General features: G+C 52.2%; 1 protein-coding gene (only partly in view). It reads left to right on the top strand.

The window, feature by feature from the left end; all coding sequences use genetic code 11:
- The first annotated feature begins 472 nt into the window (after nt 1-472).
- Nucleotides 473-20,492, top strand: the 5' portion of a protein-coding gene (locus Pla22_RS18920; protein ID WP_146516297.1) for a LamG-like jellyroll fold domain-containing protein. The gene runs 13,193 nt beyond the window's last position; 20,020 of the gene's 33,213 nt are visible here — the first part of the coding sequence; its start codon is at nt 473-475; its stop codon lies beyond the right edge, outside the window.

The following is a 20,492-nucleotide window of genomic DNA, read 5'->3' as shown; positions in this document are numbered from 1 at the left end:
GACCAACGTGGCAACCTTGGCCAGCGAGTATGGCAATTCTGTCAAGCCGGCGGGCACTGCGTGTCAATTTGTAACGGTGTTGCGACAAGGTCGACATTGATCGACTTGAGTCGCTCAAAACGTTGAGGTTCCATGTTCGCTACTCCCAGGAAAGCGGTGCAAACAGTGCCCCAATGCACACTACATGAACTACGGAATTGATTGACAAACATTCCCGTGGGGGACGCACGTTCAGGATTGACCTGGCCACCTATGTGGGGGAACATGGCCACGCTAGCTAGCTTGCTAGTGAGGTTGGTTTTGGCTCACGTGTGTTTTTGGTTGGGGTGGCGACACGGTGACTCTAAGTGATTAGGGATCACACGTTTTTCCAAGGTACCAACCTTCATAAACGGCAATGGATTGCGCCGGCTTTGGTCGCGCACGTGTTCAGTTAATTACTTGCAAGTGCGTCTAAGAATAGGATGCAATCGTGAGTAAGTTACGGCAGGCCATTGGTTCGCGGGCTCGAAGTCTTCAATTAATTGAGAAGCAAAAGCGTCGACGTCGTCGCGGTTTTATTGAGCAGCTTGAATCGCGGCAACTGCTAGCCGCAGACCCCGGTATCAATCCGGTTGTAGTTGTTCCCGGTTTTGGGGGAACGTTTGCGGCAGATCAGACTCAAACGGGCTTAGACGAGTGGTACACACATCGTGGACTTGCTCCATCCAAACTAGCGCTTGAACCGTTAGGACAGGTGTACCAAAACCTTGTTCAGACTTTGGACAACGTTGGCTACGTCACGGCGGCCGAGGCCACCGGCGCCAATCCTCAAACGCTGTTCGTATCGCTCTGGGACTGGCGCGTTCCGATTGCACCCACGGATGCGGACGCTTTGAATTCGCCCGACGGATCGCTCGATGTCACCGCAGCGGAATTGCTTGACTCTACGTTTGATACCGGACTCGACTATTTGGCGCACACGCTTAATGAAGTGAAGGCAATTCACCCAGGCGTATCACACGTCGACATCGTTTCGCATAGCACCGGTGGTTTGGTTACGCGTGCGTATCTTCAGAGTGCGGCTTATGGTCAAAGCGGTCTGCCACAGATTGGCAATTTCGTGATGGCTGGTGTTCCTAATGAAGGAGTGGCAGCCCCGTGGAATTTGTCTTTGGATGACTGGAGTTCGTCCGCTACCACTCGCGCGGCTTCGCTAATAGTCAATCAAAGCTTCGAACGTCTGCAGGATGGTGCGACCATTTTTGGCCCCGACCCTGGATCAACCGCCGATGACATTAGCAATCCGACTTTGGATAAGGCCGACTTCGTCCAGGCGACGGTAGGTGCCTTACGACACTTGTTGCCCACGTACGAAGCAATCGACACTGACGGCGATGGAGAATTTGAGACGATTGATACCGCCGGTATGCTAGTCAACGATCTGCTCGTTGATTTGAATGCGGGGGTCGATCCCAATGGCTACATCGACAATACCGTCAAGACGTCGGTGATCTACAGCACCGAGGTGGGGACGAAAGACGTCTTCATAGAGCGATCAGGACCTAGTGACGAGGGTTTTCTCACCGACGAAGTATTGTCGTTTTCAAACTTCATAGGTCGCAGTCCAGTCGACGGCCAAACTTGGTACCAAGATTCCGAGTCGGGGCACGCGGGTGATGGCACGGTTCCAACCTATTCTTCGATCGATCCATTTCTAAGTGACACACGGATTGGAGCTTCGCTCAAACTCGTTCCCATCACTGCCGCTGCTGCTGGTCAAGACGACTCCGTAAATCATGGACAGCTGGTCATCCATCCTTATGCGCAAGGACAGATCTTAGACGAGCTTGGTGTGACGGGTTACGCGTCGTCCGATATAGAGTCGAGCCTTGAACGCAGCGAATTTGCATCAGTCGTCAAAGCGTTGGAACTTGGGATCGTGAATCCGGTCGACGCTTTCAATGAAGCTGCTTCTCGGTTCAAGGAGTTGTTAGCCGACGCAACACAAACAGGCCCACTCGCCTCCGCGATGGCATTTACCGGAGTTAGCTTGAGTGACTTCGTTGATGTTGAAGCATTGTGGCAAGAGAAAGTTGTTAATCCGTTGACCAATAGTACCAACGACACCGTCGCAGACTTAGTCACAGAACTGTCGGGGCTCGGGATCGATGTTACAGATGAGTCAGGACCAGAAGAAAAGGCTATTCGCTTCGCGTTCGACGCTAGCGACCTAGCCGGAGGCGTGCCGACGAGTACGCATACGCTTGACTTGGGCGGCGACTATGGCATCACCGGTGACGCCGATTTTGATTTTACTGGGAACCTGATTTTCGAAGTAACGCTGGGGTACGATCAAACGCAAGGATTTGATTTCAAGGAGGGACTGTTCCTACGTGATTTGAATCTTGTGCTTGGCGGTAGCGCCGCGATTGACGAATTGGATCTTGATTTAACGATTGGTGATTTGACGGCGTCAATCGAAGAGGGGTCATTCGCCATGGATGCAGAAGTGTCGTTGTCTCTGAATGATCCTGATAGCAACGGAAAGGTTACCTTCAATGAAATCTCCCGAGGGTTTTCGAGCATTGGAGATGCAATTTCGCTGACCAAAGGCGGCTCACTCAATTTACAGCTACCGTTAAATCTGACAGATACGGTCACTGGATTCCGACTCGCCGACTTCGGTACCCCGATTCTATCGGTTGCCTCGGAAGATCTGTTTCAAGGTACGCCAGATGTCATCATTGATATTGAGTTAGGGGACTCTCTGCAGGACCAAATCCTAAGCATCCTGGACTCACTTGACGAAGCAGCGGACTCCATCTCGCAAACAGCGTCACTTAATCAACAGATCCCCGGTATTGAGCGATCCCTCAACGAACTTATCGGTGGCAGTGACGTTGGTTGGGGCGACCTGTTGAAATTCCAAGCAACCGCCGCTGAATACTTCGCAACGTTCGATGTCACAAGCCTTTCCTACGATTCGATTAACGATGGATTACTTCCGACATTCACGGGACTTCGCAAGGCGATCGCTGAAAAGATTAATGCAGCAGGCGAAGGTCAATTGAAGGGACGCATAGACGCTGGACCATTAAGCATTTCTGGAGGCGTTGATTTACAAACCAATGTGCTAAGGTTCGATGTCTCACTGCATGCGGACACTACCAAATCGGTTGATCTGTCTTTGGATTCTCTGGGAGACGATTGGACGCAGTATGGAATTGACGTGAGTTCAGATTCTCAGATCGACGTCAACGCCGCAATCGATATGGACTTATCGTTTGGCATAGGATTGAGCGAAGTTGATGGCATTGATCCGTTCTTTGATCTTGAACCCGTCACGATTGCTGCATCAGTTGATGGTACCGGATCGAGTCTGGCGTTTTCGATCGGTCCGATCACTGGCGATATATCAGCACAAGCACTAGAGATCGCTGCGGGTGCGACGATCTCGTTGGCTTCCGGTTCGGGGCCGATGACCGATCGGCTCAGCTTTTCGCCGACTGGTTCACTTGATGTTGACTTCGATCTAAGTGCGACTTTGTATGGCTCTTCGATTGGGCCTTCAGCACCTAATCTTCCTAGCATTCAGATCGTTGACTCCGATTTGTTTGACTCGAATGCTCCGGTCTTCGCGGTCGATCTTGCACCTTTGGTGTTGGACTTGTCGGCGGAAAGTGTTGTGGAAGGACTACTCGCTCTCACGCGATGGCTTGACGATGCTGTCTTAGATGGGCAACTGGGCAGCACTCAGATTCCTTTGATCAATAAGTCCGTCGGGGAGTTGCTTTCGTCTGCAGCCGAGCCTCGCGATTTCTCGGCGCACGAAATCCTTGGTATGACGGCCCCGGTTGTCGAAGATGGTTTCAAAAAGTTCAGCGTTTCATTGAACACTCTAGGCAAGGGAGTGTCCGCGTTCGGTATCAAACCGGGTGACGTCATGAAATTTTTGTCCACTAGCGGGGACCGTTTTGAAGCAATCGTCGATTCAGTCGATGGTGAAGAGGTCACGATTCGTTACGACGCGGCACGTGAGGATTCTCCCGAGTTGGCACAACCGGCCATGACATTCCTAACCGGTGGTTCGATTGGGGATCAGTTACGAGCCGCGCTGGCAAACTACAACAAGCCGGGCGAGGTGGCATCGTCAATTGGCGAGCTGCTAGAAGATCTTTCCGGACCACTCGGAATTGATCTCGGCGACATCGCGTACGACGAATCCACGCAGACTCTCACTTTTACTCCAGCGTTCGAACCCGAGCCGGTTGAGTTTGAAACAAGTCTCGACTTTGGCGATCAAATCGCAGGCTTGGAATTTGAGGCATCTGGCAAGTTTATGGTGTCTGCCGCCACAGCAATTCGATTGCCGCTCGGTATAAAACTTGGGAATGGGATTGAGGCAGGAGACCGCGTCTTTGTGGTGGATGATGTTGATCCGGAGGTAAGTGTCGAACTTTCCGCGAACCTAGATGATCCCCGAGCGCGTGCTTCGATTGGTTTCCTCAGCGCGGTGCTATCCGAGGATACGGCAATCTCGTCCAACGATGGCATAAATTTTACAACCATGCTTTCGATTGATATTGATGACCCGCAAGCAGTACCGGACGGGCAAGTCACAATCAACGAGCTAGTTGGCGACTTATCAAACGCACTCGATGCTAGTTTCAGTGGTGCATTCGAAATTGACGGTTTGCTAATCAAACCGGAAGTTGCCGGAGTCACAATCCCTGGTCAAATTGAAATTTTCACCGAAGTTGGTGGCTCCCGTGGGCCCGCAACATTCTCGAGTTTTAGTGAATTAGGCAATCTGTTCGATGATATCACCATCACAAATACGATTGGTGATTTTGACGCGCTGACACCCGAAGCCGTCGTGACGATGTTCATACAGCTAGGTGATTCAGTTCAAGCGATTGCCAGCGAACTGAACGTTCCTGAAGGCATTCCGTTTGTCGACGATGCGATTAGTCAGGTCGTTAACTTTGTTGACACGACACAAGACTTCGCTCGACAGTTGTACTTCAACCCCAAGATGGTTGGCGACAGTGACATTTCAGTGACCGACGGTAGGCTTAGCGCTGATGCGACGTTTGCTGTCAGTATCGAAGGTGGTGATCCAACCTTTGTGACCATTTTGGCGGCGGACACGGCGGATAACAGCTCAATTGACGATCTGTTCGAAGACATCAATAGTGTCTTCGAAGAACTGTTCTACGACGAAGAATCAAACACGGTGCTGATTGTCGCTGAGCGGCAAGCGGCATTCGAAGCAATTTCCATCCCATCAATTGCGGATGTCACGAACGACCCGCTTGCTCCCGCAGTTGCTCCACTTGACGGCTATGACCGTTACCAAGTCGACCTGGACGCTGAACTGAACCTCTTCAGTTTAGGAGTTAATGTAGGCGACGTCGTGGTCTATCGAGATACCTCAGGCGTCGATCAGAAAGCGTTTGTAGATCAGGTAACCTTGCACACGATGTGGATTCGTTTTGATGCGACGAATCAAGCCGCTCCTGAAACTGGTGATCTACGCAGCATCAATATCTTTGATCCGGCTGACGCGAACCGACTAGCATTCCGTACTGTTGATCCGACCGTCGGAATCTCGATGGATGTTAGCACGGTTCAAATCACCGCTGCTTCCGATGCGCCGGCTCAGTTGGTCAGCGACGTTACGTTGCAAATCGCGATTAACGACGACGTGACTGATGTTGCGATTACAGCGGCGCAAACCAGTGATTCGCTGCAAGCAGCTGACTTGGTAGCTATCATCAATCAAGAGTTTGACAAAGCAGGAATCGATTCCCTTGTCCGAGCGATGATGGTTGGCTCGGTTATGCGATTAGTGGTAGTCGATAGTGCCACTCAAACACTATCGATAACGGGTGGTACAGCTCTTGGTTTTACGGATGGCCAGGAAGCGGATGCAAATCCAGCGAATAGCGAGCTAGGTTTATCAGCCGGTCAATTGGTAGGCGCTACGTTTCGTGCTGGAACGATTCAAGAACTCGTTCACACTCTCAACGGGTTGATCCAGCAAGAGTTTGATGGTCAGCCGTTTACAGCATCGCTGGGCTATACCGAAACGCCAGTTCGGTCGGTTACCTTCAACGTAGCTCTGGGGACCGAATTCACACAGTCAATTGACTTGGATTTTGGGACCGGCTTTGACGTTGGCTTTGCGGAGCTTGGTATTGCCGGAGGCGGACGTGCGTCGTTCACAGCTCAAGCGGGCATTGAACTCGGTGTTGGCATCGACCTTGATCCACCGGCAACGCAGTCGGTGAATGGCAGCACCCTACTTAGCAGCCTCGATGATGGTCGAGGTGCTGCCGTTTCGGTAGGAATGACGGGCGGATCGCTTCCGTCGAGCGGACGAAATGATCCTGCGACTCCCCTGACTCTCGCCTTTAATGTCAAACGTTATGGCGCGCCGGCTGAGTTGGTGAGCGTGACCGTTCCTGCATCAGACGTTGCCGACAACACGAGTTTGGACGATTTAGCAAGTGATTTGAATGCTGCTTTGGTCACATTCTTCACCAACAACATCCCAGAGTTGGGTGTCGACTTGGACGTCGACCCATTGGACCGGGTTAGTCCAATTGAAGTTCAAGTCGACGATGGAAAGCTGATGCTGGTATCTAACGCTCGAAATGTAAATGGGCTGACGATTGCAGGCGGAACATCAGGCTTCCTTGGATTTAGCAATGGTCAGACGAGCGATCTGGATGACTTGATGATTCAGCTTCGCAATGGAACTGAGTTCTCAGTCAACCTAGATTTTGCAGAAACGCTAGGTGATGTTCGAAACGCAATTCAGCTAGCCGCTGGCGGTTCATCAGTGCTCGCCGTTTCATTCACGGAAGGACGCGTGCAATTAGTCGATAAGTCGAATCCGGATGGCGAAAGTCACTTCACGATCTTAGCTGTTAATAGTGCGGGTGGTGTGAGCCCAATCGGTGCAGTGTTAGAGATTCTTGGCGAAGAACTTCCCGTTGAGGATGATCCAGATACTGCTGAGGATGAAACGTATTCGGGTGATACGGTTTTAAGCGAGCCGTTGTTTGTAGGTGACTTGGTCGATCAGTTCTATGTCGATGTTGCTGGCAGTAAGATCTTTGCCGATGTCACCATCGAAGCAGACGACATAGATCTGATTGCTTCGCTAGGCATATTGGATCTTGGAATCGTTGATGGCACGATGAATTTCACCATTGACGCGGGACTTGACCTCAATGATGTGGATAATCCTGACACATCGGGAATTGATGAGAGTCTCGATGGAAAGTTGCGTCTTCGAGATTTTAGAACGGCTGGTTTTGGCGATATACTTGAGCCCACGTTTGATTACGGTGGCGCAGCGAGTCTACCGATAGACGGATCATTGCTAACATTCTTGCCGCCGGAATTCCAGCAAGGCGGCTCATCGCCTATGTCGATCGACGTTTCACTTGAGAACGTCCCAGGATCGTTAAGGCCAGATCTAGACTTTAGTGTGAGCAATCTTGAAGCGGCGTTGGGCAGCTTTAAAAACTTCTCGATCGAAGATCTGGTCCGGGTTATTCAGCAAGTTGTAGATCTGCTGCAGAACAGTGACATTGATGGCTTGAACACCCCCATCCCAATCGTCAACAAGACGCCAAACGATATCTTAGATGTCGTCGATGGATTGGCTGCGGCCGCAGAGAAACTACTTGCTGGTCCAGACATCGAAGCTCTGCAAGAAAAGGTTGGTGAATTAGAAGCTATTCTTGATTCTCTTGCCGCAACACCAGACGACAAACGTAACGTCGAAGAACAACTGGCCATTGTCAAAGGCTTGCTTGATCCCAACCACGTTTACACGCTGTCTCTAGATCAAGGCGCTAGTGATCCTGATACGACGTTAGAGATCGTAGAAGAGGCGAGTGCTATCGAAGTGGAGAATGCGCTTAACGCGGCGCTCGGCGCCGGGATCATTGATAATGTCACTGGGGATCGTGGTGGTCCCTATTTCGTGACCTTCAATGCCGCGCAGGGAGACGTAGCCGAACTTGATGGACTCAGTGCTACAGGGCTCACCGTTCAAACGAAAACAGAAACGCAAGGGGTCACTGGGACAACGTCAGAGGTTCAGCGCATTAGTTTTGTGCGAACTAGCCGTCTCGTCGGTGCAATCACGCTGCTGCGCGACACGGTTGACGGTCTGCCTTCGGACGTCCTTGGCAAAGCGGGTGTGCTGGAGGCCGTGACTGGGATCCAAGAGGGAATTGCAACAAGTCGCAATTTCGGAAAAGTGCTAGGCGATGCGATCAAGGATCAACTCGGGCTTTCAGATGATGCCTTCGATCTGACGCTTGACTACGTCGATGCAGATACGTCGCTCGCCGGATTCCAAGGAACCGTGATCGTCAAGATCGATATCGAGAAGTCAGTTACCGAAACGGTAGGGTTTGATTTCGATTTGCCGGATCTTGGCCCGGTTACCGTTTCGACGGGTGCCGACATCGACTTCACCGTTGGCGGCAATCTTGATCTCGACTTCGGGTTTCGCTTTGGAACATTCACGCCTTACTTGCTTAATTCGACAGCATTAACGTTATCGGCATCGATAGATTCAAACCTCAACGTGATGGCGGGGATTGCCGGTATTGAAGGTGCGTTGACAGGCAACTTGCAATTGCAGGGAAGCGTTACCGAGACCGTTGGTTCAGGCGTTTCCAATTTCGTTTTGGCAGATGTTCCCGACGCAAATCTCGTCATAGTGTCGGATGCGTCGGGCAATGTACTTGATCCTGCTGTCGACTACACGTTGAATGTTTCAACCAATCCACCGACCATCGAGTTTGCGAGTGCTACTAGCGGTGGCGTGACAGTGGAATATGCCACTAGTGGCTCACCTAGCGCGGCGATGATCTCTGTGGGCGTTGACGCCGGTCTTGTTCCAAGTGACGGAAACGACATTGGTGGAATTCCGTTCTCGCAGGTGTTCTCTACCGCGACTCCGCTCAGTAGCAAGCTTGACTTCGATATTTCTGGCATCGCAACGGCGTCTTTGGATGCAAGCTTAGCGGGACTATCCGTAGATGATGCGATCACTGTCGTTGTTAGCCTGGATCATCCCGGTTCGCCACAGATTGATTTCACAGGCATCACGGACTACCTAAGCAACTTGACCGACATGAGTCAGTTAAGTCTGGGACAGATCATATCTGGGACCAAGGCAGTTCTTTCGCAAGTCGAATCAGGATTGAAGTCGGACTTACTTGAAAAGTTGCCTCTCATCGGTGACGTTGCAAATTTGGGTGGTACGTTCATCGGTGACTTGAACGAGATGATTGCCGACTTAGAGGCGCTTATCAATTCCTCGTCTAGTGGGATTCAGGCACTGACGTCTGAAGTGCAGCAATCTATTTTCAATACGCTTGGCCCCGCAGGGGCGAATATCTTAGCTCTTGATTCCCTGTTTGATGACGATCCCAACGTCGCAAATGCTAGTGAAATTGCGGAGTACGCGGACGTTGAAGTGTTTCTTTCAGATCCGCTTACCACACCCGCTGACGAACTAGAGTTCTTCATCAACCTCAGTTTGGCAGGACGCGACACGTTTGATGTTGATTTTGATCTTGGCCTCGATGCCTTTGTCTTCAGCGTTGAAACGAGTGGAGGCGTCGAAGTTGCTTGGGACTACAACTTTGATTTTGGTTTCGGTGTCAGCTTACAAGAGGGATTCTTTTTCCAGCTTAATGAGGACGTCGTTTATGAGGACGGTCTGCCATCGAGCGGTACGCCGGAAATTGGGCTGTCCGCCGAGGTGAATTTGAAGCCGGGAACAAACTTGAAGGGCGAGTTGTTCTTCTTGAATTTGCTGGCTGAAAGCAATGCGACCGAAGATCTCAACCGCGACGGCGTATTGAATGATGGTGGCACTGGGATAGATTCCGCGACGGGACTTCCGCGAGGTCCGCGATTGAGCGAATCAGCCGACGGCATCGACTACAACGGCGATGGCGACATGGTGGATTCGGTCGCCGAACGTGATTTTGACGGTGATGGTCGTCTGTCCAAAGGCACGGGGCTTAAAGGCGACATTTTTATCGACATAGATAACCCCGATGACGATGCAAAGAATCGCTTGCAGTTCAAGGAAATCACTGCGACACCGATCAAAGAGTTGTTCAATGCTGGGATCTCAACTGAAGCCTACGTAGACCTTGGTTTTCGAGCCGATACCGATTTGGCTGGATTGCCCGCGCTGACTGCTGACCTGACCGTTGATTGGGCGATTGGTCTTACTACTCGTGACGGTTTGATCGGCGGTGGACTGCCTGATGTTGCCATTCACGATGTGACGTTGGACGTTGGAAGCTTCTTGTCCAGCGCGATCGTGCCGGTCTTTGACGCCTTCGACACGTACGTAGGCCCAATCCGACCGCTGGTCGATTTCTTGGCGTCGCCGGTTCCGGGACTAAACGATCTTTCAGAGCTATTGTCCGGACCTCGAATTACGTTCTTGACCCTGGGAATTCTCGGTACGAGTACCAGTGCAAAATCGGTCGAACTGGCGAAGAAGGCTGAGCGGGTTGTGGGGTTGATACAGGAAATCTTTAAGATCTCCGACACCATCAACGCGTTAGCCGAGGATGGCAACGACATCAAAATTAACTTCGGAACTTTCTACCTAACTGGAAAGCCCGAGGCCGCGAACAACGTGTCGACGACCGGGTCAGGCACTCAACGTGAACTTCCGAGTAATCCTCGTACGGGGACGGCAGTCAAAGTATTTGTTGATGGAGTAGAAGTTCCCAAGAGTACTTACAAGGTGGTGAAGTACACCGCGGGCAGTGCTAAGAAGACGAGGATCGTATTCACGACGGCTCCGACAGGCGTAGTCACCGCGACGTACACGACCACTGCTGGTGGCACGATGGACGTGACCGATAAGAACGCACCGATTCAAGTCAAACAGGACATGCTAGATACTGTGCCGATGGGTTCAGGAGGCGGGCTGTCACCGGGCGTGCTCGATCAAACCGGCAACTCAGGCATGGCCAATGCCGGGAAGACAAAGTCGCTTTTGAAGAAGCTCACCGGGTCGGCCAACAGCAAAGGTCAGGGAGGTTTCGGAATCAAGATCCCATTGTTGTCCGATCCATCGAACATATTCAAACTGTTTACGGGTGAAACAGCAGACATCATTCAATGGGACATTCCGCGATTTGACTTGAATGTGCCGTTCAAGCTGAAGTTTGGACCCATTCCTTTTCCTCCGGTTCCTCTGTATGCCACGTTCGGTGCCAACCTCGATGCATTCCTGGACTTTTCCATTGGTTTCGACACTCGGGGCATAGCAAAAACGGGCAACTTCTTCGATGGGTTCTACTTCGGTGATCTGGAAGATGTGACCAGCGGTGAAGACATCGACGAGTTTGGTATTGGTCTAGAAGCCTTTGTCGGTGCGTCCGTTGACGTAGGGATCTTTGAGGCTGGTATTGAGGGCGGGTTACGCGCTGATCTTGCATTTAATTGGAATGACACGGACGACGATGGCAAGATTTACCTGGATGAATTAGCAGACCTGTTCCGTCTCAATCCAACTCCATCGACAGGATTCGATTTCCCTGGAATCTGCGTGTTTGACGCTCACGGTTCCATATCAGCGTTTGTGCGTGCCTATTACGAGATCAACTTGCTGTTCTTTAGTAAGGGTGGATCTATTGACATCTTCAATGCCGAACTATTTAGTTTCAGTCACTCGTGCACACTGCCGCAAATCGCGGAAGTATCCGGCGATGGGACACTCTCGTTGTACGCTGGCGATACAGCTAGCAACCGCGGCAACGGATTCTATGGAAACGACCCCGATGAATCATTCCACGTTGAACAGTACCAAGACGAAAACAACGAAACGGTGACACAGGTCACGTTCGACTACACCAATCGCGATAACGAACCCGACAGCACCATTCGAACCTACACCGGTGTAAAGCGAATCTTGTTCTCCGGTGGCAGTGGGAATGACTCGATCGTTATCGACGAGAGCGTCACTGTACCGGCGCGGTTGATAGGTGGTGCTGGTAACGACACCTTGATCGGGGGTAGCGCGGCCGACTTTATTGCGGGCGGTTTAGGGGACGACTCGATGATGGGCGGGGGCGGCAATGATCGCTATGTTTTCGCCGACAGTTGGGGACGAGATATTGTTACGGAATCCAAAGATGGGCCAGATACCGACGATGTGTTTGACTTCAGTTCACTCAGTCGATCCATTGCGGTGAACTATGGCAGTGTTTCGGTCGTGAGTGGGTCAAATCGCGTTGACGGTGGAGTCAATGGACTAGGCGAGCCGATTCAAACTCAGGGCGTTGAACGCGTTATTGGCGGACGCGGGATTGACACGTTAACCGTATCTAGTCTCGTCGGCACCGCGTCGGAAAATCGTTGGAACTTGACCGCTCCTGGAAAAGGAAACGTCAATGACAAGTTCTATTATGAAGGAATGGAGCACTTAACCGGTGGTGATCAGGACGACGTTTTCTTCGTCCATCCGGGCGGCAGTTTGTCCGGTAAAGTTGATGGTAAGGGTGGGCGGGACACGCTTGACTACACCAGCCTTTCAACCGCAGTGATTGTCAATCGTCAAACCGGCAAAGCTAATCAGATTGGAAGTTTTGCAAACATCGAAGTCGGTCTGGCAGGAACAAGTAACAATGATGTGTTGATCGGACGCAATGTCAATGCTGGTTGGACGATAGCAGGAATCGACGTTGGAACCGTTCTTGATGATGGCGCGGCGGTGGCGTTTGAGTTCGACCGTTTTGAAAATCTAACCGGTGGCGATTCGGATGATGTTTTCACGATTAATTCGGGCGCTAAACTTACTGGGCAATTGCTAGGAACGGCGACGGCCGGTCGAGGTGATTCGGATCGGTTGAATCTTGCTCCTCAAAACGTTGCCTTGCTTGTAAACGTTTCGGCTCGAGACCGTGGTACTGCCGACGCAGCAGCTTCGCGGCTCGCGAACTTCGTCTCTATCGAAAACATTACGACAAGTACCGCCGACGATCATGTAGTGATTGCCCCATCTGCTCAGATCTCGCAGGAACTGGACATGGGTGGTGGCTCACATGACCATCTCGACTATTCCGCTTGGCAAACCAGCATTTCGGTGAACTTGGAAGCTGGCACTAAGAACCGGGGGACAGTGGTCAATGTTGAATGGGTTACCGGGAGTACTGCATCCGACACCATTATCGGAAACTTTGCGAACAACCGACTGATTGGGCTCGGTGGCAGTGACTCGATCGATGGTAAGAATGGCGACAACTTGATCATTGCTGATGCTGCAATTGTCACTGAAAGTAACCATGTCGTTTCAGCGGTGCGAACCACCACTTTGTATCGTGACAACGACACAATTTTTGTTGGCGATGGCGATAATCTTATTTTGCCTGGTTCTGGCAACGATCGCGTAACCACTGGAAATGGAAACAACTTCATCGCCGGTGATCAAGCGCTAGTGACGCTTTCGGGTGGCGAGATTGTGGCAATGCAAAGTCTGCAACCCGCCGACGGTGGTTCGGACACGATTAACGCTGGCGCAGGCAATGATGTCATCATCGCAGGGAATGGAGCCGACGAGATTGTGGACACCGGCGGTAACAATGTGATCATTGGTGATCGCGGTGTTGTACAAATGTTGAACGGACAACCGACTCGCGCAACTAGCCGATTCTCGGTGCTGAGCGGTGTCGATACGATTACCGGTGGTAGTGGCCGAGATGCAATTATCGCAGGTGGTAAAGGTGATCAAGTCAACGCGGGAGAGGGCAACAACTACATCCTCGGTGACGACGGCGAGATAACCTTTACAAGTGGTGCTGCAACGGCATCTCAACTGCGACTTTCAAATTTCGATGGTGACGACACCATTGTTTCCTTGGGTGGACGCGACTTCATCTACACAGGCAACGGTGACAACGTTGTATTGGCGGGTGATGGAAACGATGATGTGATCGGCGGAGTCGGAATTGACGATTTGAGTGGACAAGGTGGAAACGACTTTATCGTGGGTCTCCTTGGCGATGACACCATCGATGGCGGTTCTGGCAACGACGTGCTGTTCGGTGGTTCAGTAATCGGCACTCGCGCCAACTACGAACTTGGGACCAATGATTTCACGCTGCCTTTGGACTTCATTGCTAAGGAAGTTCTCTATTCTTCGAATCCCGGTCTGGCTGAGTTTGGACAAGCCGGAATCACGACTGGCGGTTACTTGCCGGCTGTCTTGATTACACCAGCTTTGGTCAATGGCCTATCAATTGATGGCGACAACAATGATGGTCGTGACTTACTACGGGGACGTGCTGGAAACGACGTGATCTTTGGCGGATCCGACTCTGATAACTTGCAGGGGGGCGATGGCGTCGATTACTTGGATGCGGGGGCAGGCAACGACGAGTTAGTATCCGGTGGCGCAGGCGATGACGTGGTGCGCGGCGGTGAAGGTCGCGACTTAGTTCATGGCGATGAAGACATTGATCAGGTCTACGGCGATGGTGGTGATGACATTGTCTACGGCGATGCTGGTGATGCATCTGGCAACCAAGCTGGACAACGGTTGTACGGTGGCGACGGTCGTGACCACCTTTACGCTTACGCTCCCGATGTTTCGACGGCCGTTGAGTTTGCCGACCAACTTGTAATCGCCGGAGATCAACTGTTTGGCGGATCGGGCGGTGACTTCTTGCACGGCAACATCCGCCGTGAAGTCATGGTCGGTGATGGAGGCAATGACTACATCGTTGGTGATGAGTTCGTTGGTGCGGGATACGATGACCATGTAGACGTTGGACTTGGAACAGAAGCTGACGTCGATGGTGCGAACGACATCCTGGCGGGCGGGTCGGGTGAGGATCAACTCTATGGCGGAGGTGGCGACGATACGATCTGGGGCGGGGCAGGAACCGATTACATCGAAGGTCAAGAGGGCAGCGACAAGCAGTACGGTGGTAGCGGAATTGATTTGTTTGTATTGCCTACCGCACTTGGCAGTGATGCGCACTTCGATTCGGGAACGGACGTCATTGATGGTCACTTTGGCAATGAGCGAGAAGGTGACTTCGTTGATGACAATGCAACGGATATCTTGACGGTCAACGGGACGACAGCCAACGACACAATTTTGATTGGCAAGCAGAACAAGTTTAATGGCTTGGGCGAACAGGCATCGGTCTTGTACAACGGGACCGCGATTCAAGTCGTTATGTTGGACTCGAACGGAGATTTGTTAATTGAACAATTCCGGATCGCGGGTCTCGCAGGTGACGACACCATCGGTTTCTACACTGAAGCCGCGATCGAGTCCGGCGAAATTCTAGAGATCTTCGATCCGCCAGGATTTGAACCGCTTGATGTCGGTCCGTTGGCGGAACGTTCGCGAGATTTCGCGGGTGTGTTCGACGGCAACAGTGGCAATGACGTGCTCCTTGGTTCGAGTGGTCGCGATCAACATGATGGAGGCATTGGCAGTGACCGTTTGTTCGGTTTCGGTGGCGACGACCGCTTGTGGGGTGACCTTGGAACGGGTGCCGCGAGCGACAACGACGTTCTGTTCGCAGGTCAGGGCAGTGATGATCTGATCGGTGGTCGTGGCACCAACGAACTCTATGCGTGGAGTTTTGACCCTCGTAAGACTTTCAGTGAACTTGAAGACGAACAGTTTGGGGTCTATGTCGACGAGCTAGGCCGTTTGTTCAGCAACGATGGTGACTTGAACAACAACGGCGTTCTGGACCTCGACGATGGATTGCCGGTAGGACAGTATCGTTTGCCCTACGTGCTTGAATCCACCGGACTTAACCGCATGCTTGGAAGCGAGCGAGACGATTTTCTCTATGGTGGTACGGTACTGGACTTCTTGTACGGCAACGGGGGTGACGACACGCTCATTCGTAGTGATGGATCGACGTTTGAATCTCTTGACAATGGTGAGATTGGCGACGAATGGAAAGACTACGCTCGCGAATCGGATCAAGTTTGGTATGTGGGCGGGACCAACGCGTCGGATCGCATCAATGTGGACTTTGTCACCGAACCCGGGCTGCTGACAGATCATCACCTTATTACTCGGTTGACCGAGAACAATGGGAATTTCAGCTTCGCAGCTCAGGTGCGTTTGGACTTCGATGCCACCGACGGTCAGGGAAATCCGATCTGGAGTGATGACGGGCTGAGGTTCCGACTTGATAAGGTGCTGGTTGACGATGACGCTGAAACCCGCCGCTTAAACCTCGAGGAGATTGCTGCCTCAGACGAAGTAGGCACACCCGAATCTGACTTGATTGCAAGCTTGGTTCCACCGGAAGGTGATTTCCTTGTCATTCTGATTGATGCGCTTGGCGGCAACGATCAAATTACGGTTGGTCCGACAGTCCAAAAGTCGGTTTGGATTGATGCGGGCGACGGAGATGACGTCGTTCAGATTCAGGCTGGAAACGCGATTCTTGTCGACCGCGCTGAAACGTCTTCCAGCGAAAGTGGTCTTCGTGGACGAAATGATATTGTCAGTCAAGCGTTCCCGTTGTTGGGAGGTCAAACACTTTTAGGTGATGACATAGAAGCAGACTTCGTTGCATTCGACGGTACGGTGCCAAACGCAAACGGGGTTGAATTTAACGGGCTTACGATGGATAGCCCCGATGACAACGATTGGTATCAGTTCCAAGTCGAAAGTATGTCGTCAGCCGGCTTAATTGAGTTGGCGAGTGCATCGCCGATAGATGGTTTGACGTTGACGATCTTTGAAAAGGGCGTCGACGTTTCCGACGACGGTAACGCGATTAATCCCTCGGTTGATAATACCATTGATGATAATACCAGTGTTTCGATTGCCAATTTGGACCCGGCGAAGATTTACCTGTTGCGAGTAAGCAACCCCATCAAGGTGCCGACGATCTATGATTTGCGGTTCAACTTCACCGAAACCACAAGTCAATCCATCCTTGACGACATCCCCAAAGTGAGTCTTGCGCTTCGCGAAGACTTGGTGCGGCGCGACGTTATCTTAGGTGGCAAGGGTAACGATGTTCTGCAGGGCGGTGCAGGTGAAGACTGGATCTTTGGTAACGAAGGCAACGACGTTTTGACCGGTGGTTACGATCGCCAATCAAGTGACTTGCTGCTCGGCGGCCCAGGCGATGACACATTCCAAATCATTCCTGATGCCAAACCGTTGAAGGGCAATCAGCCTAACACTCAATTTGATCCTGCCACGCAAACCATACTCACGACTCAAAGTGATCAGTTCCTAGGTGGTGAAGGCAATGACCGCATTCTGTTCCTCGGTGGCGACAAAGATCGACGCGGGTTCGATGTGCCAGACTATGCGGCGATCAAATACAACACGGGACTGCATCGCTACGAGTTCACCAGTTTGGTTTGGGACATTGGTACTCAGGCGTACCGTACGACGACGGACGGGAACGGACTTGAGGTGCTCGAACAGGAGTACCTGTACTACCAAACTCGCGACATCGAGAGCACTCAATTCGTGCTGCGAAGCGGGGATGATGTTGTTCACGCGGATCCAGAATTTCAGTTTGTTCCGCTGCTAACCACTTCGCTGATTCATCGTTACAGCTTCAACGAGACGGATGGCAATTTCAAAGACTCGGTCGGTGATGCGGATGCGGTGCTCGTCGATTTGACGGGAAGTTCGACGACGTCCAATGGGGGCGGCAACACTCAAAGTGGTGGTGAAGTCCGTTTGTTTGGTGGACCGCACGCATCATCGGACTACATCGAGTTGCCCGATACTGTACTGGGCGGGTTAACTTCGGCAACTCTTGAAATGTGGGTCACGCCGTTCAACACTCAGTCTGGTGCTCGGATCTTTGACTTCGGTGGTGATACGGCCGATCGCTTTGCGGCGGCGTTTAGGGATGGTGGAACGGATTCGGTGTCTTGGCGAGACGATGGCGTGGGCGGCGACAACAACAATTCCGTCACCGGGACTCTAAGCCCGTTAACCAATGGTCAGGAAGTGCATCTTGTCTTCGTAATCGACGAAGGGGCTGGCGATCAAGGTAAGACGGTTGTGACTTGGTTTAAGGACGGGGTTGAAGCTGGCAGCTTTGATACCGACGCCACTCTGGCGGACTTGACCGCTGATAATCAATGGTTGGGTCGATCGAAAGCGACGACTGAGGCCACGTCCGATGCGGCGTACCGTGAAGTTCGTATCTACAACCGAGCACTGACCAGCGGCGAAATTTCTTTCAGCAACGCACAAGGAGCGAACGCAAATTTCTCGGGTAGCTACGAAGAGTTCGGCATCGACTTAGGCGATTTCGAACAAGGTGCTTCAGAGGCAGCGCTGGCGATTGATGCTGGCGCGGGCAACGACTTTATCTTCGGTGGAGTGCTATCAGACACGATTGTGGGCGGAACCGGTAACGACTATTTGGTTGGTAACCTTGGCAATGACCGCATCAGTGGAGATTCAGGTGATGACCAACTCTTTGGCAACGAACCCGATGAGGCGTTCGCCGACGATGCGTACCCGATTTACTTTGCCGAGCCGGCGTTGTTCCCGCAAGACACAATTCCAGAAGCCTACATCTACGATCTTGCATCCCCATTCTTGGATCTGATTGTTCCTGGACGAGCGGGAGTCGATATGAATGACAGTAGCCTTGACGTTGGTGCGAGCGAACCCTTCGACTACGTCAACAACGTGTTTGGGCTCGCTGGCACGACTGGCCTTGGCGGATTGTCGTCCATGCAATCCATCGGCGACTTCAATGGCGACTCACGCGAGGACTTCATCGTTAGCGGATTCAACAGCAGCTACCTGCTGTTTGGTCCGGTGGAACTGGACGACTTGTCCTCGGTATCCGATCGAGCTGAGGTCATCATTGATCATTCGGCGATCGGACAACCCGCCGAGCGATTCGGCGACGTCGATGGCGATGGCTTCGGCGATCTTGCGTTCATTCGATCCGAGCAGGGCGATGCGGTGATCACGGTGGTGCTTGGCGGACCCACGGGCGGCATTCAGTCGGGCGTCGCCGTTCCTTGGCCGCGATTGTGGGGCACCAGTTTTGTTAATGACTACTTGGTCACCGCAGGTGCCGGCAACAACGCACGAACGATCGCGATTCCTGAATCGGGTGTGTCTTCCTACGCCGATGCTCATGTTCAACTGCTTGAGATGACCGGTGATGCACGCAGTGAGATCATGGTCACTTGGGATTCAATGTATGACGCTCCTTCGACCACGTTCGGTTATGTCTTCACGGGGCAAGCGGTGACGGAGCATCAGCTTGGGACGCCGCTGGGAACAGCCGGTCACTTCATGGAGATTCGGGCGGCTTCAGGCGTTGACTTCAAGCATTTGGAAACTCGTGTGGCTGGCGATGTTGATGGCGATGGGCTCGAAGACATTTTGTTTGGCAACGCCGGCATCAGCGCGAAGGTTGATCTCTTGAGTCCCGCCGAAACGGTGTCGGACAACTCGCCGATCGCACCCGGTCAACCAGACACAGGTAGCACTTACCTGGTAACGATCTCCACCAACTCTCTGCAAAGCTTCCGGCCCGTTGCTTTAGGTGACTTGAACAACGATGGCTATGACGACATTGGTTTCGCCGGCCCTAACGGGCTCGATGTCCACTACGGTGCCGAGTCAGTTTCGACCATTGTCGATCCGTCCAACGTCGACGCGCGGATATCCGGCGCCGATCTAATTGCGACCGGCGGTGATTTCAATGGCGACGGCAAAGGCGACATCGCGGTCACCGGTCGATCGAGCTACGCGATTCCCCTGGGGAACTTGTTTGATGATGCAAGCAGCGTGCCTCTTGCCGAGGCACTGCTAACGGACACAGCGAAAACGATAGCAACCACATCTTCGCTTGGAGTCGACAACATTGTGCAAGGCGGCTCGAGTACGTTGTCCCTTGATTCTAACTCCAACATCACGTTCAACTTTGCTGCCTCGACGGGATCGCTCGGGTGGCCAGGTCATGACGTTTCAGCTGGACCCAGAAACGATTTCTCTGACTATGAAGATGTTGCCATCGAGTCGACAGGCGACTTTGGCTTTGATTCGACTCGAGAACATGAGGAAGGAATTGGACTGCATGCCGATTCGCTCATCACGTTTGACCTTGACGAGATTCGACAAGCTGGCGACTTAGGAAGTGCAGCGATGCGTTTCATCGCTGATCGTGCCGGATTCAATGATGGCACATTCGACTTCGTCTCCGAAATTCGTACCGTTGCGATCGTTAGCGACGCGACGGGTGTTTTGGAAGGTTACGTCAATGGCGTGAAGGTAGACATCGTCAATACCGGTGGCGTCTGGGGATTCAATGGAACCATTCCAGCAGCAGAAGATGACTTTGACAAAAGTCCTGCTCGCTTTGACGTGCCAGTTCCCTCGAACGCCAGATACTTGACTCTAGCCGTCGTCGGTACTGGATCGAGCTCATTTGACAACGACGGCGTTTTCTCTGGCGCGA

Origin of the sequence: Rubripirellula amarantea, from assembly GCF_007859865.1 — a bacterium.
Lineage (GTDB): Bacteria > Planctomycetota > Planctomycetia > Pirellulales > Pirellulaceae > Rubripirellula > Rubripirellula amarantea.
This window is presented reverse-complemented; position numbering and strand designations above follow the sequence as displayed.